General features: G+C 36.7%; 24 protein-coding genes. 10 read left to right on the plus strand and 14 right to left on the minus strand.

The annotated features are described in order from the left end of the window. Positions 1-272: 272 nt before the first annotated feature. From ACZ5L8_RS05225 to ACZ5L8_RS05240, 4 genes are all read right to left on the minus strand, one after another. Positions 273-797 (minus strand): DUF4199 domain-containing protein, encoded by a 525-nt coding sequence (locus ACZ5L8_RS05225; RefSeq protein WP_464440225.1) that lies wholly within the window; start codon positions 795-797, stop codon positions 273-275. A gap of 104 nt (positions 798-901) precedes the next feature. After that, the gene (locus tag ACZ5L8_RS05230; protein WP_464440227.1) at positions 902-1,303 is read right to left on the minus strand and encodes a response regulator transcription factor; all 402 of its coding nucleotides are present in this window, start codon (positions 1,301-1,303) and stop codon (positions 902-904) included. Positions 1,304-1,389: 86 nt separating this feature from the next. Further along, entirely contained in the window at positions 1,390-1,935 is a 546-nt protein-coding gene (locus tag ACZ5L8_RS05235; protein ID WP_464440228.1) for a hypothetical protein, read from the minus strand. Positions 1,936-2,090: 155 nt separating this feature from the next. Further along, a complete protein-coding gene (locus tag ACZ5L8_RS05240) occupies positions 2,091-4,172 on the minus strand; it encodes a helix-turn-helix domain-containing protein (RefSeq protein WP_464440229.1) in 2,082 nt (693 codons plus the stop codon). A gap of 221 nt (positions 4,173-4,393) precedes the next feature. Here ACZ5L8_RS05240 and ACZ5L8_RS05245 point away from each other — a divergent pair, with 221 nt between their 5' ends. Both ACZ5L8_RS05245 and ACZ5L8_RS05250 read left to right on the plus strand, forming a co-directional pair. Further along, on the plus strand, positions 4,394-4,984 hold the full coding sequence (locus ACZ5L8_RS05245; protein ID WP_464440230.1) for an ankyrin repeat domain-containing protein: 591 nt from the start codon (positions 4,394-4,396) through the stop codon (positions 4,982-4,984). Between the two features lie 19 nt (positions 4,985-5,003). Next, the gene (locus ACZ5L8_RS05250) at positions 5,004-6,095 is read left to right on the plus strand and encodes an acyltransferase (RefSeq protein WP_464440232.1); all 1,092 of its coding nucleotides are present in this window, start codon (positions 5,004-5,006) and stop codon (positions 6,093-6,095) included. Between the two features lie 209 nt (positions 6,096-6,304). On the opposite strand, the gene ACZ5L8_RS05255 is transcribed toward ACZ5L8_RS05250, so the two are convergent. After that, a complete protein-coding gene (locus tag ACZ5L8_RS05255; protein WP_464440233.1) occupies positions 6,305-7,552 on the minus strand; it encodes a hypothetical protein in 1,248 nt (415 codons plus the stop codon). Between the two features lie 152 nt (positions 7,553-7,704). Here ACZ5L8_RS05255 and ACZ5L8_RS05260 point away from each other — a divergent pair, with 152 nt between their 5' ends. The 3 genes from ACZ5L8_RS05260 to ACZ5L8_RS05270 are packed head-to-tail and all read left to right on the plus strand — an operon-like array spanning position 7,705 to position 9,483. Next, a complete protein-coding gene (locus ACZ5L8_RS05260; protein ID WP_464440234.1) occupies positions 7,705-8,322 on the plus strand; it encodes a hypothetical protein in 618 nt (205 codons plus the stop codon). After that, entirely contained in the window at positions 8,301-8,696 is a 396-nt protein-coding gene (locus ACZ5L8_RS05265; RefSeq protein WP_464440235.1) for a hypothetical protein, read from the plus strand. Before ACZ5L8_RS05260 ends, ACZ5L8_RS05265 begins: the two co-directional genes overlap by 22 nt. Beyond that, entirely contained in the window at positions 8,683-9,483 is an 801-nt protein-coding gene (locus tag ACZ5L8_RS05270) for an ImmA/IrrE family metallo-endopeptidase (RefSeq protein WP_464440236.1), read from the plus strand. Before ACZ5L8_RS05265 ends, ACZ5L8_RS05270 begins: the two co-directional genes overlap by 14 nt. A 307-nt stretch (positions 9,484-9,790) precedes the next feature. On the opposite strand, the gene ACZ5L8_RS05275 is transcribed toward ACZ5L8_RS05270, so the two are convergent. Both ACZ5L8_RS05275 and ACZ5L8_RS05280 read right to left on the minus strand, forming a co-directional pair. Further along, positions 9,791-9,988 carry a hypothetical protein gene (locus ACZ5L8_RS05275; RefSeq protein ID WP_464440237.1) on the minus strand — a complete coding sequence of 66 codons (198 nt, stop codon included), beginning with the start codon at positions 9,986-9,988 and terminating at the stop codon, positions 9,791-9,793. Between the two features lie 103 nt (positions 9,989-10,091). Further along, the gene (locus tag ACZ5L8_RS05280; protein ID WP_464440238.1) at positions 10,092-10,949 is read right to left on the minus strand and encodes a formate/nitrite transporter family protein; all 858 of its coding nucleotides are present in this window, start codon (positions 10,947-10,949) and stop codon (positions 10,092-10,094) included. A gap of 286 nt (positions 10,950-11,235) precedes the next feature. On the opposite strand from ACZ5L8_RS05280, the gene ACZ5L8_RS05285 reads away from it, so the two are divergent. The 3 genes from ACZ5L8_RS05285 to ACZ5L8_RS05295 all read left to right on the plus strand — a co-directional run bounded on the left by ACZ5L8_RS05285 (position 11,236) and on the right by ACZ5L8_RS05295 (position 13,103). Then, a complete protein-coding gene (locus ACZ5L8_RS05285; RefSeq protein ID WP_464440239.1) occupies positions 11,236-12,210 on the plus strand; it encodes a TerC family protein in 975 nt (324 codons plus the stop codon). A 97-nt stretch (positions 12,211-12,307) separates the two neighbouring features. Continuing rightward, a complete protein-coding gene (gene hpf, locus ACZ5L8_RS05290; RefSeq protein WP_464440241.1) occupies positions 12,308-12,610 on the plus strand; it encodes a ribosome hibernation-promoting factor, HPF/YfiA family in 303 nt (100 codons plus the stop codon). A gap of 10 nt (positions 12,611-12,620) precedes the next feature. Beyond that, on the plus strand, positions 12,621-13,103 hold the full coding sequence (locus tag ACZ5L8_RS05295; RefSeq protein ID WP_464440242.1) for a hypothetical protein: 483 nt from the start codon (positions 12,621-12,623) through the stop codon (positions 13,101-13,103). Between the two features lie 74 nt (positions 13,104-13,177). Here the strand turns inward: ACZ5L8_RS05295 and ACZ5L8_RS05300 are convergent, their stop codons facing one another. From ACZ5L8_RS05300 to ACZ5L8_RS05325, 6 genes are all read right to left on the minus strand, one after another. After that, complete coding sequence (locus ACZ5L8_RS05300) at positions 13,178-13,561, minus strand: hypothetical protein (protein ID WP_464440243.1); 384 nt, start codon at positions 13,559-13,561, stop codon at positions 13,178-13,180. Beyond that, positions 13,558-14,163 (minus strand): nitroreductase family protein, encoded by a 606-nt coding sequence (locus ACZ5L8_RS05305; protein ID WP_464440244.1) that lies wholly within the window; start codon positions 14,161-14,163, stop codon positions 13,558-13,560. The genes ACZ5L8_RS05300 and ACZ5L8_RS05305 overlap by 4 nt, the downstream gene beginning before the upstream one ends. 80 nt (positions 14,164-14,243) lie before the next feature. Further along, positions 14,244-14,492: an acyl carrier protein gene (locus ACZ5L8_RS05310; protein WP_464440245.1), complete on the minus strand. Its 249-nt coding sequence runs from the start codon at positions 14,490-14,492 to the stop codon at positions 14,244-14,246. Positions 14,493-14,524: 32 nt separating this feature from the next. Next, positions 14,525-15,790, minus strand: coding sequence for a beta-ketoacyl-[acyl-carrier-protein] synthase family protein (locus tag ACZ5L8_RS05315; protein WP_464440246.1), 1,266 nt, complete (start codon positions 15,788-15,790; stop codon positions 14,525-14,527). Continuing rightward, a complete protein-coding gene (locus ACZ5L8_RS05320; RefSeq protein ID WP_464440247.1) occupies positions 15,787-16,251 on the minus strand; it encodes a 3-hydroxyacyl-ACP dehydratase FabZ family protein in 465 nt (154 codons plus the stop codon). The genes ACZ5L8_RS05315 and ACZ5L8_RS05320 overlap by 4 nt, the downstream gene beginning before the upstream one ends. Continuing rightward, positions 16,230-18,641, minus strand: a complete 2,412-nt coding sequence (locus ACZ5L8_RS05325; RefSeq protein WP_464440248.1) for a zinc-dependent metalloprotease — start codon at positions 18,639-18,641, stop codon at positions 16,230-16,232. The genes ACZ5L8_RS05320 and ACZ5L8_RS05325 overlap by 22 nt, the downstream gene beginning before the upstream one ends. Before the next feature lie 238 nt (positions 18,642-18,879). Between ACZ5L8_RS05325 and ACZ5L8_RS05330 the strand changes: the two genes are divergently transcribed. Continuing rightward, the gene (locus ACZ5L8_RS05330) at positions 18,880-20,010 is read left to right on the plus strand and encodes a PQQ-dependent sugar dehydrogenase (protein WP_464440920.1); all 1,131 of its coding nucleotides are present in this window, start codon (positions 18,880-18,882) and stop codon (positions 20,008-20,010) included. After that, positions 20,010-20,447 (plus strand): c-type cytochrome, encoded by a 438-nt coding sequence (locus tag ACZ5L8_RS05335; RefSeq protein ID WP_464440249.1) that lies wholly within the window; start codon positions 20,010-20,012, stop codon positions 20,445-20,447. The genes ACZ5L8_RS05330 and ACZ5L8_RS05335 overlap by 1 nt, the downstream gene beginning before the upstream one ends. On the opposite strand, the gene ACZ5L8_RS05340 is transcribed toward ACZ5L8_RS05335, so the two are convergent. Then, complete coding sequence (locus ACZ5L8_RS05340) at positions 20,448-20,891, minus strand: hypothetical protein (protein ID WP_464440250.1); 444 nt, start codon at positions 20,889-20,891, stop codon at positions 20,448-20,450. It lies immediately after the preceding gene. Positions 20,892-21,010: the final 119 nt, after the last annotated feature.

The following is a 21,010-nucleotide window of genomic DNA, read 5'->3' on the forward strand; positions in this document are numbered from 1 at the left end:
CACCCTTATAACGGGGACAAATATTTCTATAACGGGGATAAATAATTATCGCGTTCAGCTAGCAAATTTGTACTTAAAATGATGAATTATACCGGTAAATAGGCTATCTAAGCTATTAAAATAGCATATTTAGGTGTAAATCGATCACCCTTATAACGGGGACAAATAGAAGTATTGCCGGGGTTAATATTTAATGGAGCTAGATATTGAAACAAAAACACCTCATTAGTAATCTAATGAGGTGTTTAAAAATAAAATAAGGGTGAAAGCTCTTAAGTTGTTTTAGGTTTCTTTTTTAGAATTAGCGCACTGATAAAAGAAACAATTAGACCTATTGGCAAGACCTCTGCATAAGTAATGAGTATCACAAATAGCGGATTTTCATACAGCTCGCTAAATTGATCCATTTCAGCTTTCTTGGCGGCCAATTCCTGAGCAGTTGCGCCATTTTTTTCAGCGATATCTAGTACACACTGACTGTAAACTTCCATCCAGTCTGGCACAAAAAGATAATAATCAAAAAGCCATACGATCACATACATAGTTGAACCAGCAAGGGCGATCAATGCTCCCACTTTAAAGGCTTTACCTAATGTTATATATCCATTTTGAACTTTGTTTCTATAATTTAATATCCCAAAGAATGTAAGAGAGAATGCCACGATCATCGCAACATATCCCATAAGATCATTAGGGTTAAGATCAGGGTTATTGTAAACCTGATACGTCATATACAACATATTACTACATAGGATCACACCTAGTATTAGACCAAAAATTAGTATAGTTCTTTTCATAAGAGAGATTGTGTTTAATGCGATGCAAACCTAGTGTTCGCAGTAGTTTTGCTACTCATACTTTAGTACCAAAATGCTAAAAACAGCATCATCCTAAAGTATTTTTATACACCTAAGATAGGATTTAGTTCGTTTACCTTGTGTATGGCGCTCGCTCTATTTTTTACATCTAGTTTTATATAAATGTTAGACACATGCGTTTTGATCGTGCTTACAGATAAGTACAAATTTTCAGCGATCTGTGCGTTACTATGTCCCTTTATCAATTGTTGTAAAACTTCAAATTCTCTTTCTGTTAATTCAAACCGAGTTAGAAGATCTACTTTCTGCGTTTTTTGATCTTTTGCAAGGGTTTGTTGAGACCTGTTTTTTGTAAGTTGGTTTGCTACCCAAATGCCCAGTATGGTAAAAAATAAAGCGATCAGCCCCATGTAGATGTCCAGCGAAAAATCTGCAATTAGATATTTCCATTGCAACCATTTTAAGGCAAATAGCAACAATGCCATTGCAGCACCATAAAGCAAGATATGTTTGTAAAGCGGTTTGATAGGTAGTCTGATTTTTTATTTGGCTGCAGTCAAAATACTATTTATCACATCAAAGATGTGCGCTTCTGTTGAAAAACCCAAGAATTGTAATTCATTATAAAATACTTCTCCTCACCATTATATTGCAGCAATAGATCAACCTCAGTAACGCCATGAAATGCCTTATTAAATTTGATGCCAAGGATGTAAGGAATTTTGTAGAGCGCCAAAACATCATCCACCGTTTTCTTATCTCTTTTGCGCGCTTTATATTCATTTAAATACCTGCTCAGTAGAGTAGTAGCTGTGATTAGTAAAGTAGCACCAAATCCCCATATGAATGCTGGTATTGCATATGCTTTAGAACGTCTAGGATATGCGTCAAATGTTTTTTCATAAACGGTATATATATAATCAAGATATAAAACACCTATTAAAATTACTGCAATACCGCCAAGATAAAGCGCTGTGACATAAGCTATACATTTCAGTTTTCTATCTAAGATCTCTTTATACTTCACATTTACCTCCATAAGCTTGTGCTCAAACTTTTCTCCTAGCGATAGCCATGAGCATTGTTTGTGAAATTGAGGTTTGGTATTGGTCTGCATGCAGATCGTCCCCGTTTTAAGATCGATCTTTTGATGGTCACACAGCCTGCAGTGATTGGTCTTTAACATTCCCACAAAATATTTGATTTTTCTGAATAATAAAAGGTTGTGGGGATTTTCATTGTAAAAAACGCAGAACTCACCAAAGAAAGTTTCTAAAGCAAACCTTGATCCTCAAGATCAGCTTTGAGTTCGTTATGGTTTGCCCAGAAGCGATCTTCTATTTTTTGAACGATCTTATCGTACTCTGGGTGTTTGCGGAGTGGTTCATACGCAGGATCTAGCTCCATGAATAATAAGATCCAATATTGAAAGTGATCTTGCTTAGCGAATTTTTTCAGTTGGTCAATACCTTTATCTAATTCACCTTCATACGCATATTTCACCGCCATACTCGCCGGTTGATAGATAGAAGTATCAGCCTCGCAATAGGCGGCGTATGTGTCAAAAAGTTGCTTTGATTCTTCCGCAAAACCTTGATCTTGATATACGATCGCGATCTTAATATCCTCTTGTGGATACACGTCTAAACCTCGCTCTTTTCTAATGTTATCAAACCTTCTGTAGTATTTATAAGCGCTGTCGTACTCCTTTTTATAGTAATGTAGTTTCGCAACTTCTTGCAGAATATCTAGGCGAGATGTGTCTTTTTTTAATTCCGCTTTAAGCGAAATAAGCGTAGCCTCAAGGTCTTTGTTTTTTGTGTAAAGTATATAGGCTTTGACGTAAGGCGCGTAATAATTTTCAGGATTTGCTTCTAGTGATTTGTTGATATACTCAAGCGCCTCGTCTGTAAAACCCGCCTGAATGAAAGCGTTACTGAGCGTGAGATAAATGTAGCTTCTGGCAACGGTGTTTTCTGTCGCAACATCCAGTTGAAGTCCTTTAAGTGCGTATTCTAAATATTGTGCCGTATCAGGAAGAAAGTTTGAGTATAAGAGCGCCAACAACTGCACAGTATCTGACGAATTAGGATTGTACTCCAGCGCTTTTTCCAGATGAGGAACCGCAAGGTTATAATCTCCTGTGTGCATGTAATACAGCGCTTTTGCGATAAGGCTTTCGGCTAATTTTGAATCGTATAACAATGCTTTATCCGCATAGTTATTGATCACATCTGTATATTCCTTTTCCTTTTTATACAGGTCTAAATGGTAATATGAAATCGCCAGATCTGCATAAACCAATGCAAATTCTGGGTCTTGCTCTATCGCCTTTTTAAATAACGGAATTGCCTCTAACAGTCCTTCTGTAGTTCTTCTAAAATACGGTTCTTGCGCTTGTAAATAGTAATCATACGCCACAAGATCTTGGGTTGGTTTTTTATCGATTTGCTCAAGTTCTGCCGGAGTTATTTTTGCCTCAACGGCATCTGCGATCTTCTTTGCAACTTCGTTTTGTAATGCAAAAATATCCACGATCTGATGAGCATATTGATTTCCCCAAAGTCGGGTGTCTGTTGACGCATCAATAAGTTGAATGTTTAAAAGAACTTCATTACCAGCTTTTTGTCCGCTGCCTTCTACGATATAATTAACACCCAGTTCTTGCGCGATCTCACTAATGTTTTTACCAGAGTTGCGATACTTTTCTACAGATGTACGGCTTATGACACGCAGATCTTCGATCTTCTGGAGATTGCCCAGTGCGGCTTCCATAAGTCCGTTTACAAAATAGAGATTGGTAGAATCGCTACTTTCGTTTTTAAAAGGTAGCACTGCGATAGACTTTTCTGGTGCTGAATGTTCAGTAACTGCAGATGGTGGAGTAGTGGTGGGCCAGAAAATAAAGGCTCCTATAATAGCTACAATAAAAACTGCAGCAAGTATAAAAGGTAATTTACTTTTTGATGCTTCTTCAGTTTTTTGTTCGGCTGGAGTTTCAGGTTCTGGTTGTTGTTCTTCGTGTTTATTGATCTCGCCAGGAGAGAAGCCGTACTTTTCGCGAAAGCATTTTATAAAATAAGATGCGCTCCCAAAACCCACCTGATAAGCAACTTCTGAAACGGTGTTCTCAGAATCCTGCAGAATTTGCTTTGCTTGCTCAAGCCTGATCTCGCGTATAAATTGACTCGCAGAAAGCTGCGTTTGCTTTTTACATTTTCGCAACAAATTAGACCTGCTCATGTGCATCGCATCTGCGAGTTCTGCCACGCCAAAATTCTCATCGCTTAAATGCGCCAGCACAATTTGCTTTGCTTGCTCAGTGAACTTCAAGTTTTGCGGTTGGTCTGACATTGAGTTTTGGTTGGTTTTTGTCTAATTGTTAAAACAAAGATAAGCCTTAACATCAGACGACAAAATGCAGCTTTTGCATCATAATTTATACCCTTGCGTCATAAGTTACATATACTGTGCATCCTTTATATACTTCGCTTCACAGCTTTTACGCCTTGCTTCAGGCATTGTAGAATCTTTGCTTCACAAATTTTAATGTTCAATTCATCAACTATTAAATCATGAGAAATTTTCAAATTAAATCAGTAAAAAACATTCAATTCATCTTGCTTATTTTGGCTTTAAGCCTAACCGCATGTGGACAACAAAAAAAGGAAAATGATGGTGATACGGCTGTCGCCAAAACTACTACCAAAGCTCCAGACCTGCCTTTAAATGCAGCCATTGTTGCGGGAGATCTTGCAACGGTAAAAAAGCATATCGCCGCAGGAACAGACCTAAACGAAAAAGATCAACTAAGTGGCGGAACTCCTTTGCTTACTGCGATCACCTTTGATAAAACAGACATCGCAAAAGCCTTGATAGATGCCGGTGCCGACTTGTCTATCAAAAATAACGACGGTTCTACAGCTTTGCATGTTGCTGCATTTTTCTGCCGTATTGATGCTACAAAAATGCTTCTTGAAGCCGGTGCAGACAAAACTGTTAAGAACAATTATGGCGCAACACCGCGCGAAACTGTGACTGCGAATTTTGCAGATATGAAACCGGTGTATGAAATGATGAAACAGCAACTTGCGCCGGTAGGTCTGCAAATAGATCTTGCGCGTATTGAGAAAACGCGTCCTACCATCGCTGTGATGTTACAATAAATCGATCAAGACAATACTTATGAAAACAGAGAGAAGACATGATATTGACTGGTTGCGGGTAATTGCTATCGCTTTGCTGCTTATTTATCACATTGCGATCGTTTTTCAGCCGTGGGCAATGTTTGTGGGATTTGTGCGCAGTGAGGAGCCTTTAACAGCGCTGTGGGTGCCTATGACCATACTTAACGTTTGGCGAATTCCCATTTTATTTTTTGTATCAGGTATGGGATTGTTTTTTGCCATGCGTAAGCGTAATTACAAACAACTTATTGCAGAGCGTACAAAGCGTATTTTATTACCTTTTGTATTTGGTTTTATCGCCATTTCACCCCTTCATATGTTTGTTTTTCAGCGGTTTTTTGGGTTGCCCATGCAATATTATCCGCATGCTGGTCATTTGTGGTTTTTAGGGAATATTTTCATTTATGTGTTACTCTTTTTGCCAGCCTTTTATTTGTTGAAAAACAGAAAAGGGGAGCGGCTTAAAAAATGGATCAACATTATGATGAAAAACCCTGCCGGCCCTTTGCTGATCTCTGTTTTCTTTATTGCCGAAGCTTTGCTTGTACAACCTCAGATCTATTCAATTTATGCTGAGACCTGGCACGGATTCTTCTTAGGAGCCATCGCTTTTTTCTTAGGATATATCTTAGTATATAGCGGTAATGAATTTTGGTTCACTGTGAAGAAATTCAGTGGGTTATACCTTGTTTTTGGTGCTATTTTATTTGGCGTTCGCTTTGTAGAATTCAACTCAGAAGCGCCGGGATATTTAATGTCTTTAGAATCTATTTGTTGGATCATGGGTGTTTTTGGTCTTGTTTACAGATTCTTGAACGAACCCAGCAAGATCCTTAATTATCTCAGCCAGGCGGCATATCCTGTTTATATCATACACATGGCGGTTTTATATCTTGGGACGTTGATCATTTCACCATTAGCCATTGATCCATTTTTAGAATTCATACTCATCACATTATTTACATTCTTAGTGTGCTTTGGGTTATATGAGTTGGTCATACGCAGAGTGAGAATTTTAAGACCGTTATTTGGTCTCAAAATACAACCACGAGAAGTTAAAGCGCCCGAAGCACTTATAGAAAAGGCTTAGGATCATTCAATCAATCAAAATACGAACGGTAATTTCCCTGTTTAAGATTTTCTTGAGCAGGGATTTTATTTTATGACTGTAGCCAAAGGGAGTTTTGGGTGTTGGGGATAAGACGAATAGAATACCTTTGATACAAAATAAGAATAGGAGAGTAGTGTAATTTGTAGAAATTGTAATTATCCCACAATTACACTATTCTTCTATTAAACTTAATCTCTAGACATACCATAAAGAATTATATCTGAAATTATATATCTCAATTTATCTTTTAAATCATACTCAATATCTAATTCTTCAGCTTTATTACACATTTCTAAAAGCTTATTGAAATTGCTTATTTCATTATCTATTTTTCTATTAAATATGTCGGAAAGTTTTTTAATAAATTTAAAATTGCTTCTTGGCGATTGAATTTTAGAAAGTATTTTCACTCTCAATTCATCTGGCGTATTAATTGTTTTTACGCTTTTTAACTCTTCTATAAAATTATCAGTTGTATTTAAAATACCATCCATTCCTTTTAAAGATTCAAAAACGTTATCAGGTTTTGTATTATGATTTATAACCAAAGAGCTATTTTCTACCGTTGAGTTCTTTTTTGGTATTAGATAAAAACCAGTAGAATCTTTTATCAAAACATTAATTATGTTACTAAAATTTAAAGAGCCTGTCCCTAAATCATTTGTTGTCATTCTAACAGCTGAAGTTATATAACCAAAGGAGTCAGCTTTTTTAGGAAACTTCTCCGCAGCTATTATTTCTAATTTAGATTCACTAATTGCTGCACTTTTAATTTCGTATTCAACACCAGGATTGTTTTGCATGTTTTTATAAAGACTTAATATTCCAACAACGAAAGTGAATTCAATACCATATTCATAGTATCTCAAAGAAGTTATGCCACGAACATAAGTTGTTCCATCAAAATCTACTAAACGATAGCTTCTTTCTTTATTATAACTATCATTACTTTTTGCCATTTGTTTAAAATATTTCACATTATAATTTGCAAGTTCTGGTTGTCCAATTTTAAACAAGTTATTAGCATACTTTGTCATCACATATTCGTCAAGAAATGTATTTTTCGAATCATAAATCGCTATTGCTTTTAAGTCTTCTTTTACTTCATCTATATCTAAATATTCTTCAAAATTAAAAACTATTTGAGTTTCATTATTATCAGCACCAATTTCTTCGTATATATCAATATTTTTAGTTTCAGCTATTATTTTATGGCGTTTAAAATTGGATAGTAACGACCAAATTCTATCATATACTACATCGACATAATCAATTGATATGTAGTTATTTTTAATTTTTTCAATATCAAAAACCTTATAAATATCTTCTTTACAAGGATGACTTTCAATCAAAGCACAAAGCTTTTCGATTTTGATTTTTCCTGAACTCTTTCCAGGTTCAAGAAACAACTGTTTTTGTTTAAATTTTTCTACCATGACATTTTTTGGATTTATAAATTGTTAATTTCAGACTGTGCCGCATTAAACCGGTTATTCACATGTCTTTCAATAGTATATGCTCACTAGTTATTTTTTTTTGCCATCTTTATGGAAATATTTTGTTCTACATGAGCATATTCTTATGAAGCATGGCTATAGCAACTAAAAAAGAAATACTGGAATACCTAGATTCTATCAATATAAAAGAACTATTAGATAGGATGGAACATTATGTTCGAGGTCGATTTTATAATAAATCTGAAAATGCTAGAAAAGGTCTTGACTATTTAGATTTTTGTTATAATGTTCTCATTAAATCATGTAATGGAACTAGAAATTGGGACAAGGATAAAACGTCTTTTGAAAATTTTGTTTTTGGTTCTTTGAAAAGTGATTTGCATAACTTTTTTAGAAAGCTTAATAATGAAAGTAAAAGCTCTTATCAGGAAAATGATATTCAAAACAATGATGAAATCTATTTAATTGAAGTCGATGATTATATCGAATTAAGTGAAATGGAAGCAGAGGATGAACCACAAGTTATAGACTTTGATGAAATCTCAATAGATACATTGAACTCATTAAAAGAACAAGGAGCTGATGATTTAGAATTGGCTGTATTCGAATGTTGGCTCTCTGGGTATTTTAAACCCAAAGAGATTGCTGAACTTAATAACATTACAACTTTAGAAGTTAATATTGCAACTAAAAGACTGTCTAGAAAACAACTAAAACTACAAGAAAAGTGGATAGACTTAAAGAAATAATTGACAAGGGATTTACCGAAAGTCATCTTTCTGGTGATATCAATGATATTCGCGAAAGTTTATCTGAATATGGTGTTGATTTAGATATTAATTCAAAACGTCAAGATAAATTAATAAAACAGTTAAAATTTAAACTGCGCGCCTCAATAAATGAAGAGAAAGACAATGCTTTATTAAAAAAAGCTGTAGAATCTTTTCAGGATGCTATTCAAAAAGGACTTGATAAGCCAATTGCTTATTTAAATCAGCTTATAAAACGAAATCAAGTGGAATTTCAATTCAACAAACTTGACAAATTAAGTGAAGATGAAATTAAAGAAATCATAAAAGACCAAAATTTGATTGAAATCATTGAGTTACTTGAAGACGAATAATAAAGGAAAGAATAAAGCAAAAGAAATTCTTGAAGAAATCGGTTTTGATGAAATCACAGAATTAACCAATGAAGATTTGATAAGAGGATTTGGAATAATCTATATTTTTGAATATTTAGACAATGCAGATGGTAAAATTATCAGAGGGAAGAAAAGAACAATTATAAAGGTTAATTCCTCAATTCCTTATCCTGAAAGAATCCGTTTTGTCATTGCTCACGAATTAGGTCATTTTTTCTTACATGACAAATTAGAATTACATACAGATAATTCTAATACCTTAAATTGGTTTAATGTTGAAAACCAAGCTAAAAGAGGAATACAAGAATTTGAAGCGAATGATTTTGCCTCTGAATTGCTAATGCCGGAAACAATCTTTAAAGAATTTGTAACTGGAAAATATTTTGGTCCAAATCTACTTAAAGAACTTTCTTTTAGATTTAAAACTAGCTTGACATCAATTGTTTATAGATTAATCACTTTAGATGTTTATCCTTTATTTGTAGTTTTTATAAACGATGGCATTGTAAAGTATTGGAGAAAATCCTCAGATTTTAAATGTTGGGTTGAGGATATAACAAAATTACCGCCTCCAAAAGATTCTGTGGCAGCTGAATATATTGATGCTAACTATGATTTTATTTATAAAGGAAAGGAAAAGGCTCAAGAAATTAGCCGTTCAACTTGGTTTAAATTGGGCGATTATCAAGAAGATTCGGATTTCATGGAATATTGTATTCCGAATAAACAATATAAAACTATTATCAGTATCGTATGGGAAGCCTGACTTCATCGTTAAAATGTACATTTTTTACAGAATACATTAACCCTATAATTTATATTATGTAAAATAGAAATTATTAAAGAAAAGAAGAAGATCGCAAAATCCTCCTCTTTTTATGTACCGTAGAACATTATAAATGCACAGACGATAAGTATAATCAAAACGTAAATTAGGGGTCGTTTCAAAATGTTAGGTTTTTAGGGTGTCAAGGCAGTTACACTAGTTAAAAGTATAGAATTTACTACTGCCATGTATACGATGTTTCATTAATACTGGTTTCTCAGAAAATGAAACATTTTTTTAGAATTTGCTAATTATCTTTTAATGATTTCATTACATCTTCAATGCGTTGATCTTCTTCTTGATCTTTTTTCGCAGCAGCGCTCATAGATAATTCTCCGTCGCCTTCTACATTAAAGTCTTCTTTCTTGATCACGTTATTAAAATTTGATGATCTTCTATAACCATCTTGAAAATCAGCGTGTGTTTTTTTGTGTTCAGTTTCCATAGCGTTTCTTTTTTTGTTTAAAATTAGTCGCTCATTGTTAAACACATTGATCAATTAAGATTTTTACCATTCATTTAACGTTAATTCAAAGCTTTCTCGCTGATTAATAAGAATCTACGTTATACACAAAAGCTCTGTATTTAAGAATTGCCACAAAGATCACAGCGCCTAATGCGTTACCTATCAACGCCGTACTTTGAAATCTAAGATAATCTACAAACTGAATTTCTGGTGAAACCAGCATTCCGGCGAAAGCCTCAATATTGCCCACGATACTGTGATGTAAACCTGTAAATCCTATAACAGTAGTGATCAATAAAATTACAAACAGTCTGCTGATCGTTTCTTTACTGCTAGAAACCAACCAAGAAAGCAACGCCATTAACCATCCCGCAAGTATTGAACTCACTAAGATCACCGCACTGCTATGATCTGTAACATGATGGCCTATGGCTTCTATTGCTGTTGCGTCAAATAGATCCATGCGCATGCCAACCCATTTTACAACAAAAGCCATAATGTAGCCGCCAACTAAGTTTCCCGCGATCACGATTCCCCATAACTTTAATAAACTGCTTACTGATCGTTTTTTGTTTAAAACCGGCAATGTGAGTAATGAAGTTTGCTCTGTAAATAAAATTGATTGGCCAAGAATCACCATGATAAATCCCACAGGATACACAAATGCCGAAATTTTAAAAATGGTCTCCTCCTCTACTTTGCCATTAAAAAATCCGTATACGCTGCAGATGAGCAAGAAACTAAAACCTATCTCAAGCCCGGCAGCGATAGAACTTAATAAAATGCTGCGGTTACTTCTATTATACACTTCTTGACCTTGGCATAATTGTTCTTTTAAGATCTCGCCGTGACTTTTTGCACTGTCTTTATCACTGTGATCAGAGCTTTTGATCTCTCTGTCAATATCTTCTTGTTTTTTTTCTTTTTCCTCTTTTGTCATTTTTAAGGTATTTTTTAAAATAAAATCCCCCCAAAGAGCAATCTAATCTTTGGGGAGATCCAGGAAAATACAATGCGCAATAAGCCTGCGCTCGCTATTTTTTAATGTTCTGCACTACCCTATTATTTTACCAAGTATTTATGGTCTATTTTAGCCGGGAGCATTTTTTGAACTTTGAGAAATTAAGCAGAAATAGATGCTGACACAATTATTTAACAGCAATTTAGAATGTGTGATATGCTTGCAGCGCAGAGGAATTCTATTTTTGCAAAACTAAATCACTACGATGCTTGTTTGGGGAATTTTTATTGCGTTTATAATTTTATGTCTGGCTTTAGACCTGGGTGTTTTTAACCGTAAAGCGCACGAAATTAAAACTAAAGAAGCAAGTATCTGGACGGCGATCTGGGTAAGTGTTGCGCTAGCTTTTAGTGGTGTGATCTATTGGCTTTTTACAGAAGGTCTTGTAGAAAATCCTGATGGGCTTGCGCCAAAAACTGCCGTACTCAAGTACATTTCTGGGTATTTAATTGAGTTATCGCTTAGTATAGACAACGTCTTTGTGATCGCTGTGATCTTCTCAGCTTTTAAAATTCCACCAAAATATCAACATGAAGTCCTCTTCTGGGGAATTATTGGAGCAATTCTCTTTAGAGGATTGATGATCGTTTTTGGCGTTGCGCTTATCCATAAATTTGATTGGATCACCTATGTTTTCGGGGCATTCTTGTTGATCACTGCCTTTAGAATGATCAAGCATGATGAAGATAGTTTTGATCCTAAAGATGGTTTTATATTTAAGAATCTTAAGAAGCTTTTCCCAGTTACCACCGAAACTGATGGTGATAAATTCTTCATCAAACAAGGCGCAAAAAAAGCAGCCACTCCCCTTTTTGTAGCACTTATTATTATAGAATTTACAGATGTACTTTTTGCATTAGACAGTATTCCGGCGATACTTGCTATTACTTCGGATCCTTTTATTGTTTTTAGTTCTAATATTCTTGCGATTCTAGGATTGCGATCTATGTATTTTGTCATTTCGCGTATGCTAGCAAAATTTAGATACATCAATTATAGTCTGGTGGTAATTCTTGCTTTTGTGGGTGTAAAAATGATCCTTGCGCACAATATGGAAATCCCAGAATGGTTATCGCTTGCGGTGATAATCCTTTCGCTTGCCGCAGGAATTATTCTTTCAATAGTTTTCCCTGCAAAGGAAGACGAGCCAGAAAAGATCGAGAATTCTACCGAAGATTAAAGCTTCCTTAAAAAACGTGTTTATCCTGCCAAAGAAAACTTAAAAGCGTTTTTTCAACCTCTGCTATTCCTTAATTTTAAGGAAACAGAATATACAAATGAACTATAATTTTGAATACCATAACGTTGACGCTAGCGAAGCGCTAGAAACGTTTGTGAAAGAAAAAGTGGATAAACTGGTTAACAAATACGACTTTCTTGTAAGAGCAGATGTCTTTTTTAAAGTTGAAAACACGTCAAGCGACGAGACCGGTAAAAAAGTAGGTATTAGACTTAGTGCTCCAGGACCAAGACTTTTTGCAGAGAGTAGCACTAAAGACTTTTATGAGTCTGCAGCGAGCACAGTGAAAGAGCTTGATAGCCAACTGAGAAAGCGCAAAGACAAAATGAAAGCGCATTAATACAATGAGTATGAAAAGTATAGCAAGAGACAACAGAACCCTCACGCTTATTTATAGCAGTGAGACGCGCGTAGGTCAAAGAACCCGCGCGCAAATTGCAGGTCTTGATGACAAGGTTTTGCAAGATATAGATATTAGTAAGCAGAAACTTACAGGCACGCAATGGGCAGAGATCGCAGATGGTCTTAATAAACCTATTAAAGCGCTTGTAAGCATGGATGAGATAGAAGAAAATCTTGAAATAGATGACACCTCAGATTATGATGAGAATGATTACATCAATATTTTAAATCATAATCCTAAGGCGTTTGTACATCCAGTTGTGATACTGGGCGAGAGAGTAACGCTGATCGAGAATCCTACAGAAATTCAAGAATTTCTTGAAGTAGATTCTGCCGGTTTAAAACAGAATATGATGCAAGACGAGCCAGATATTAGTAGACAAACTAATGGCGAGAAATTTATCGATAAGCCAGACTCTGCAGCGCAATAATTATTTGGCTGTAGCCAAAATAAAAAAGCCACAATTATTAAGATTGTGGCTTTTTTAGTGTCTTATTAGTTCTGCTAATTCTTATCTGCTACAGTTACAACATCTAGCGGTTGAATGGAAGCTTTAATTCTTGTATAAAGATCAAACTGCTCATCTGTAAGAATGTCGCGCATCTCGCCGTTTTCTTGCATGCTTAATTCGTTAAGCGCATCTAATTTTGCAACGCCGTTCATCTCTTTTCTTTTCTCTTGTTTTTTCAAGTAATACTCACCTAATTTTTGAGAAAATAACATTTCTTGATCTCCTGTAAGAACCAATTTTGACGTGTAGATCTTTGTGAGAGAATCTACAATGACTTCTTGTCTTTCATTAAGGTCTGTAAAAAATCCTTGTTGGGCTTTCGCCGAAAGGCAACCCAAACTCAATATCATAACTGAAGTAAAAATTAGCTTTTTCATGATTTAAAATCTCCGTTAAATACAAATTCGCTTTGTTCTTTTCTAGAGCGCTCTACCTTTAATTCAAGTTCTTCAAGATCATCTGGCAACACTGAAGGATCACCGCCATAATATCCTAAGGCAACACCGGTTGCTACGTGATAATTCTTAGGAAGTTTAAATTCTTTGTCGGCAGCTTCATGATCTATTCCTGCCATTTGGTGCAAAGCAATACCTTCATTTTCTGCTTGTATGGTTAACATCGCCATAAACTGGCCACAATCGTAAGTCGCATGGAAGTTTTCAGATTTACCGTCTTTTCCTAGTTTGTTGTAAGCGACTAACATTAAAACAGGCGCATTGCCCGCCCATGATCTATTAAATTCTCCGAAACAGTTAAAGATCCTGTCATAAACTTCATCTCCTTTCATGCCATAAATAATGACCCAAGGTTGAAGATTATTTGAGCTTGGCGCCCATCTTCCAGCTTCTAGAAGAAGTTCAAGCGTTTCTTTGGCTACAGCCTTATCTGAAAAAACTCTGGGACTCCAGCGTTCTTTGATCTGTGGTAAAAGATCGTGATCTGTGGGAGTGATTTTTTGTATCGCAGTGTCGTTTGTCATGGTTTTAAATAAGTTTTACCCCAAAAAGATAAAACGAAATTAAAACCTGAACGGCCTTTTTAACAGGGCTTAACGGATGTTTAACTAGCGGTTTTTGACTCGATAAGCGCGATTGAATGTTCTACGGTGTCCATTTTAGGCAGCTCATCTTCTTCTATCGTGATGTCAAAAGCATCTTCTACATCAAGTACAATGTCTACAAGGTGAGTGCTGTTTATATTAAGATCATCAACAAGATGGCTCGTAGGTTGAATTTGAGAAGGGTCTACATCTTCTGGTAAATATGGTTTGATAATTTCTTCAAGTTGCGTGTAGATTTCCTGATTCATTGTGTAGGTTGTTAGTTTAATTGTCGCCTAAGTTAGAATTTTCTAAAAACAATACAACAATTAACATCTCCAAAGCCAAAACTGGCTTTCGCCAAAGTCGTAATTTCAGTTTCAAGATATTCCTTCGGAGCTTTTTCTGGATCAATGCATTCTGCGATTTCTGGATGCAGATTCTCTAGATTTATATTTGGGAAAATAAATTGCTCCTTTAATTGTATCACCGAAGCGACACATTCTATACTTCCGGCAGCGGCAAGACAATGCCCTGTCATTCCTTTAATTGAATTGATATACGGGAAGTTTTTTCCCTTTCTTTCTAACGTCTCAGACCAATTTAAAACCTCAAGACCATCTTTTGTTGTTGCTGTGAGATGACCGTTAATAAGATCGATCTCTGAAGGGTTAATTTCGGCATCAGCCAAAGCATTTTGTATACAACGCTTTACCGCATGCGGATTAGGCGCTGTCATTGTACCTCCATCACGCTGACCGCCGTTATTCACATCGCCACCCAAGATCTCTGCATAAATAGTTGCTCCACGCGCCTCTGCAGATTCCAGACTTTCTAAAACAAGCGCTCCAGCACCACATCCCGGCACAAAACCCTGCGCCTCTGCATCCATAGGTTTACTCGCAGCTTCAGGATTATCATTAAACTTGGATGGAAGAATTCGCAAGGCGTCAAAGCCTCCCCAAACATAAGGTCCGCCATCGCTTGTGCTACCGGCGAGCATGCGTTTTGCTTTTCCGTTTTTAATGCGCTCATACGCAAGGTAAACCGCTTCTGTTCCTGTTGTGCAGGCAGAAGAATTAGTTGTGACAATATTTCCTAAACCAATTTTACCGCCCAGATATGCGCTCACGCCGCTGCTCATGGTTTGTTGCACGCTCGTACTTCCCAGACGTCTAACTTTACCAGCATCTACTTTATAAACGCTTTCGCGAAATTTATCCACACCCAATGACCCGGAACCAAAAATGGATCCGCTGTCATAATCACAAGTCTCTTTATTGATCTCTAAGCCTGCGTCTTCCCAGGCTTGCATTCCTGCAATAACGCCATAAAGAATACCAGCACTATTAAAATTACGAAGTTCAAGCGGTGTGAAATATTGCTCTTTTTGCTTTTCTGAAACAAGCGGCATCCCTCCTATTTGACAAGAAAAATTAAGTTCTTCAAGTTCGCTAAAAAACCGAATTCCACTCTTACCTGATTTAAGTGCATCAGTTAACTCTGAAATGGTGGTGCCGTTAGGAGCACAAATGCCTAAACCTGTAACTACTACTCTATTTTTCATTTGCTAGGAATTAGCATTCCTGATAGTGTGCCTTTACACGCTTTTTCGCCATTAGCTCTATAAAGATTAACTGTACACTTTAACTTATGCATTCTAAAGTATTGTAATTCAGATTTTACAATAACTTTTTCATCAGGATAAACAGGAGCTAAAAACTGCACGTTAGTTTCGCACATTGCGACCATCGCATTAGATTTAAGGTCATAATCCTTAGCTGCAAGAATATTAATACCAAGGCAAACTAAACCTATTTGTGCCATACATTCTGTAAGAATTACGCCTGGCGTAACAGGATTCCCCACAAAATGTCCCTCATAAAAATAAGAGTCTGTCGGGAAGGTATAATGACCTTCTATGTAATCGTCTTTGATCTCATCTATTGCGTCTACAAACAAAAATGGTTTTGAATACGGCAGTTTTTCAATTATTTCTTCTGAAGTTAAAACTTGGGATTGATGCATTGGTAGGTGCCTATTGGTGAACCATCTGGTATTTTTGGCGATGGTATACTTTCAAATTTTTCTGGATGCTCTAGAAATTGAGCGATATCATATTTTAAATATTTAGCGTAAGCCATATTCTCATTTTCAAGACCTGCGATCTTAAGCAAACCGCTCATCGCTTCTGCCTTTACCTGCGGAGTTGCATTTTTATGAACAAACAAATTCTTAAGATGTCTTACCACTTGTGAATTTATAGTTTGTTGAACTTCTACAAGATAACTGTCTTTTTGCTTTACTTCAAATGTTTCTTTAATAAGTTCGTTGATCACTTCTTTAGCAGAGAATTGCTTGTCATCCATCCCATGATTCGCCACGATACGATTCATGCGCTCTGGATTAAGCAAAAATGTAAGTGTCATGTCGCTTGCAGTTTCAGCAGCAGCAAGTGGATCAAAGGTTATCCCGGTTTTACCTTTAAAACTTTCTCTGGTGCTTCCGTAGCCGTACGCTCTAGGCGGAAAAAGATCTAATTTATCTTTTGGGATCGCAAGATTTTCTGCTTGAAGCGTAGATAAAACAGCATCAAGAGCAGTTTTTTGTTCTTTTGGCGAAAGCAAGATCATTGGCTTTTTCTGCATATCGCCTTTTACCGCATAGCGATAATCTACTCCACCAACAGATTTTACCGCGGCTTCCGTTTGATAACGATGGTAAAAATATAAAGGCACAAATACATCTTCTAAAACCGTATACGGCTCGCCAGTTCTGATGTTATCTAGCGAGAAATTCTGGATAGCTTTTTGGCGTAAAGCCAAAACATCTTTTAACTCCTGCGCCGCGTCTGCACCGTTATCCCAAAGATGCGCATCTGGATGTGCGCCACTCGCAGCGCGAGCATCTGCATCAGAGATAAATTGTAGATTTTGCTCTTGAGCGCTATTTAAAATAGAATCAAGAAAGGTTTTTGTTTGCTCACCTTTTGGGATATCGCTGTAACTGTACGCCACCGTGATCTTGTCCCACTCGCCTATTCCTGTGTCATAAGCGTTGCTAAAATCTACTTCACCATCCTTAAGCGTCAAAGTAGGATGTGGATAATCCATCACTGAAGCTCTGTTGCTTACACTTGCGGCAAAATTGTGTGCAAAACCTAATGTATGTCCCACTTCATGTGCACCTAATTGTCGTATTCTGGCTAGAGCCAAATCTAGCATGGGTTGATAATTCTCATCAGAATCTGCAAACGGTTTGTTCATCATGGCTTGTGCGATCATAAAATCCTGACGAATTCTTAAACTTCCTAAACTTACATGCCCTTTAATGATCTCGCCCGTACGAGGATCTGTAACGCTGGCGCCATAACTCCAGCCGCGCGTACTTCTATGCACCCATTGTATGACATTGTATCGCAAATCCATCATATCTGCGCCTTCTGGCAACATTTTTACCTGAAAAGCATCTTTATAACCAATAGCTTCGTAAGCTTGATTCCACCAACTAGCGCCTTCTATCAAAGCAGAGCGCACAGGTTCTGGAGTTCCTGGATCGAGATAATAAATAATGGGTTCAACGGCTTCACTCACCGCAGCTTCTGGATTCTTCTTCTCTAGGCGATGTCTTGTGATAAATCTTTTCTCAATAGGTTCATAAACCGGCGAAGAATAATCAGCATAACTAATAGAGAAAGATCCACTTCTTGGATCAAATTCACGAGGCTCAAATCCTGATTCTGGTAATTCTACAAAGCTAAAATGCTGCAGAACAGTAATATTGTTTGCATCAGGAACTACGGTGCGTACTAGTTTTCCTGTGGGTTCTCCTGTGAGTGTGATCCACGATTCAAACTCCGTGTTTTTAGGGAACGCCTTGGTATTTTCCATGGCAATGGCACTCTTATTTTTATCAATTTTATACGTGCCCTCTTTTGCTCTTTTTAAGGTAGAAATTATCCCGTGAGCATCTTCCAGAAGAAAATCAGTGAGATCGACCAAGTATTTTTTATCCTTAGTTTCTTCGATCTTAAATCCATACAGAATTGATTTCCCAAAGGCCTGCTCAATTGATCTCTTTTCGGCCGCATTATCAGTGACGGCGCGGTATTTTTGATTAGGTTCTAGCAGCAATAATTTATTGCCTGCTTTGATGAACTTCACGATTGAAGTTCCGCCCAGCTGACCGCGATCTAACCCAATATCATTAGAACCAAGGCCACTTTTTAAAGAATGAACGTAGATGAATTCTGCATCGATCTTATCTTGTGGGACTTCAAGAAACAGCTTCCCTTCATCGTCATTATAATAGAATTTAAAGAAGCCATCTTGAGACGACACATTCTTTTTATCAGTAAGAAATTGCGCGCTCGCCACCTGAATCACAAGCAAAGCAATTAGGGTAAAAATGTTTTTCATACATGAGGATTGGTCTTTAAAGGTAATTCAAATTAATCTCACAGCTAGTAAAGCTATTTTTTTTAGGCTTTCGCCAAAAGTTGCCCTACTCCAATCCTAAATCAGTAATGAATACAGTCTTAAATTATCAATCGTCAAAATCAGGCGGATAGCAGATTTATTTTGGCTGCAGCCAAATCAAAACACATTAATTGCTGGAAAAACCTTAATTTTCGGGCCAATGAGAAAAACCATCACCATGAATATAAAGCATACTATCGTTGCGCTAAGTTCTATAGTTATTAGCTCTGCATGCGCACAGAATGTAGAACAAGTAAAAGAAAATGATGTTCCTATCACGGTTTCTGACAAATACACACATGAAGTTGTGGTGTCTGACCTTACAAACCCATGGGGAATGGATTTTTTACCGGATGGTAGCATTCTTATCACAGAAAAAGGTGGTGAACTCATCCATTTTAAAAACGGAACAAAAACGAACATCACGGGCCTTCCTGAAATTTCTAGCCGTGGTCAGGGTGGACTTCTAGACATAAAATTGCATCCAGATTATGAAAATACAGGTTGGATCTATTTTACATTCGCTTCTCCTGAAGGTGAAGAAAAAGGTGCTAACACCGCTTTAATGCGTGCAAAACTTGACGGTACGACTTTGAGCAATGTAGAAGTGCTTTATAAAGCTGGGCCTAATACTACAAAGGGGCAACACTTTGGAAGTAGAATAGTTTTTGACGATGCTGGTCATGTATATTTCTCTGCTGGTGAGCGTGGTGATCGCGATGTGAATCCACAAGATATTACAAGAGACAACGGTAAAGTTTATCGCTTAAATTATGACGGTAGCATTCCGCAGGATAACCCGTTTTACAACGAGCCAAATGCTAAAAAAGCGATCTGGTCTTATGGTCACCGTAATCCACAAGGTATGGCGGTTCACCCAGAAACCGGTGAGATCTGGGAGCATGAGCATGGGCCAATGGGTGGTGACGAAATTAACGTGATCAAAAAAGGCGCAAACTACGGTTGGCCAGTGATCACTTATGGTATTAACTACAGCGGTACAAAAATCACAGACGAAACTGCTAGACCTAACATGGAACAGCCAGTTTATTACTGGTTACCATCTATCGCACCTAGCGGGATGACTTTTGTAACAGGTGATAAATACCCAGAATTAAAAGGACATTTATTGACGGGTTCGCTTAAGTTCTTATACCTAGAAGCAGATTATCTTGATGGTGAAGAAGTTGTAAAAAGAGAAAAACTTATTGATGGTGTAGGTCGTGTAAGAAACGTGCGTCAAGCGCCAGATGGTTATATCTATGTAGGTGTTGAAGGTCTTGGTATCGTTAAGCTAATCGCTAAGTAATGAAGATATTCACGGTAATTATTGGAGTTTGCGGTATGTTATTTTTTGGGTTTAACCCAAAAGAAGACACATCATACACTATACTTCAACAAGAGAATAAAGAACTTAAAGAAAGTATGCAACGCGGTGCAGAAGTGTATAAAGACTTCTGCCTGCAATGTCATATGGCTACAGGCGAAGGATTAGAAAATGTATATCCCCCGCTGGCAAAGTCAGATTTTATAAAGAAAAACCGAGAGCTTAGCATTAAGGCGATAAAATATGGCCTTTCTGAAAAGATCACCGTTAACGGTAATTCTTATCAAACGCCTATGCCAGATCCCGGTTTATATGAGGAAGAAGTTCGCGACGTAGCAAACTATATTTTCAACTCTTGGGGTAACACTGCAAAAATGGTAACCCTTGAAGAAGTTGAAGCGATCGAAAAGAAAAAGTAATTATTGATCTATCCTTTTATAGTTTTCAGACGAGAATCTATTTCCGTTTTCATCTAGGGTTATTTGTCTAAAATGATCTTTATCTATTTGCAATTCAAACGTGAACATGCGCATCGTGTCAATGATCTGCATCATAGAGTTTGAACCATATTCTAGCGTTTCGATCAATCGATCATCTGTGGTGATGTAACGACCGTAACCAAACCACTCTGTAGAATCTACAGGAGCAGAACGCGTCCACATCACACGATCTTTAGTGTACATTTTTACTTGCCTATATCCTTCTGTTGGGATCACGGTGTCGCTTACTTCGTTATTTTCATAAAAATAAAAGTCGACTAACTCCCATGCGCCTAGAATTTTTGCTTCTTCTGGCTTTGTATCGCTAGAGCTAAAAGTGATTAAAATGACTAATAATGCGAGAGGGTAAATTACATTCTTCATAATATTGGGGTGTTTAAGTGAGAATACGCTAATCAAAGCCTTATTAATTTACGAATAATATTGTTAAAATATTATTACACTCACAATTATTAAAAGAGCAGTAATAGCGCGCAATTCCA

Source organism: Leeuwenhoekiella obamensis (assembly GCF_055391795.1).

Bases quoted from the DNA above. Each gene is read 5' to 3' on its own strand.
- ACZ5L8_RS05225 (WP_464440225.1), bottom strand. From the start codon at position 797: ATGAAAAGAACTATACTAATTTTTGGTCTAATACTAGGTGTGATCCTA.
- ACZ5L8_RS05230 (WP_464440227.1), bottom strand. From the start codon at position 1,303: ATGGCATTGTTGCTATTTGCCTTAAAATGGTTGCAATGGAAATATCTA.
- ACZ5L8_RS05235 (WP_464440228.1), bottom strand. From the start codon at position 1,935: ATGCAGACCAATACCAAACCTCAATTTCACAAACAATGCTCATGGCTA.
- ACZ5L8_RS05240 (WP_464440229.1), bottom strand. From the start codon at position 4,172: ATGTCAGACCAACCGCAAAACTTGAAGTTCACTGAGCAAGCAAAGCAA.
- ACZ5L8_RS05245 (WP_464440230.1), top strand. From the start codon at position 4,394: ATGAGAAATTTTCAAATTAAATCAGTAAAAAACATTCAATTCATCTTG.
- ACZ5L8_RS05250 (WP_464440232.1), top strand. From the start codon at position 5,004: ATGAAAACAGAGAGAAGACATGATATTGACTGGTTGCGGGTAATTGCT.
- ACZ5L8_RS05255 (WP_464440233.1), bottom strand. From the start codon at position 7,552: ATGGTAGAAAAATTTAAACAAAAACAGTTGTTTCTTGAACCTGGAAAG.
- ACZ5L8_RS05260 (WP_464440234.1), top strand. From the start codon at position 7,705: ATGGCTATAGCAACTAAAAAAGAAATACTGGAATACCTAGATTCTATC.
- ACZ5L8_RS05275 (WP_464440237.1), bottom strand. From the start codon at position 9,988: ATGGAAACTGAACACAAAAAAACACACGCTGATTTTCAAGATGGTTAT.
- ACZ5L8_RS05280 (WP_464440238.1), bottom strand. From the start codon at position 10,949: ATGACAAAAGAGGAAAAAGAAAAAAAACAAGAAGATATTGACAGAGAG.
- ACZ5L8_RS05285 (WP_464440239.1), top strand. From the start codon at position 11,236: ATGCTTGTTTGGGGAATTTTTATTGCGTTTATAATTTTATGTCTGGCT.
- hpf (WP_464440241.1), top strand. From the start codon at position 12,308: ATGAACTATAATTTTGAATACCATAACGTTGACGCTAGCGAAGCGCTA.
- ACZ5L8_RS05295 (WP_464440242.1), top strand. From the start codon at position 12,621: ATGAAAAGTATAGCAAGAGACAACAGAACCCTCACGCTTATTTATAGC.
- ACZ5L8_RS05300 (WP_464440243.1), bottom strand. From the start codon at position 13,561: ATGAAAAAGCTAATTTTTACTTCAGTTATGATATTGAGTTTGGGTTGC.
- ACZ5L8_RS05305 (WP_464440244.1), bottom strand. From the start codon at position 14,163: ATGACAAACGACACTGCGATACAAAAAATCACTCCCACAGATCACGAT.
- ACZ5L8_RS05310 (WP_464440245.1), bottom strand. From the start codon at position 14,492: ATGAATCAGGAAATCTACACGCAACTTGAAGAAATTATCAAACCATAT.
- ACZ5L8_RS05315 (WP_464440246.1), bottom strand. From the start codon at position 15,790: ATGAAAAATAGAGTAGTAGTTACAGGTTTAGGCATTTGTGCTCCTAAC.
- ACZ5L8_RS05320 (WP_464440247.1), bottom strand. From the start codon at position 16,251: ATGCATCAATCCCAAGTTTTAACTTCAGAAGAAATAATTGAAAAACTG.
- ACZ5L8_RS05325 (WP_464440248.1), bottom strand. From the start codon at position 18,641: ATGAAAAACATTTTTACCCTAATTGCTTTGCTTGTGATTCAGGTGGCG.
- ACZ5L8_RS05330 (WP_464440920.1), top strand. From the start codon at position 18,880: ATGAATATAAAGCATACTATCGTTGCGCTAAGTTCTATAGTTATTAGC.
- ACZ5L8_RS05335 (WP_464440249.1), top strand. From the start codon at position 20,010: ATGAAGATATTCACGGTAATTATTGGAGTTTGCGGTATGTTATTTTTT.
- ACZ5L8_RS05340 (WP_464440250.1), bottom strand. From the start codon at position 20,891: ATGAAGAATGTAATTTACCCTCTCGCATTATTAGTCATTTTAATCACT.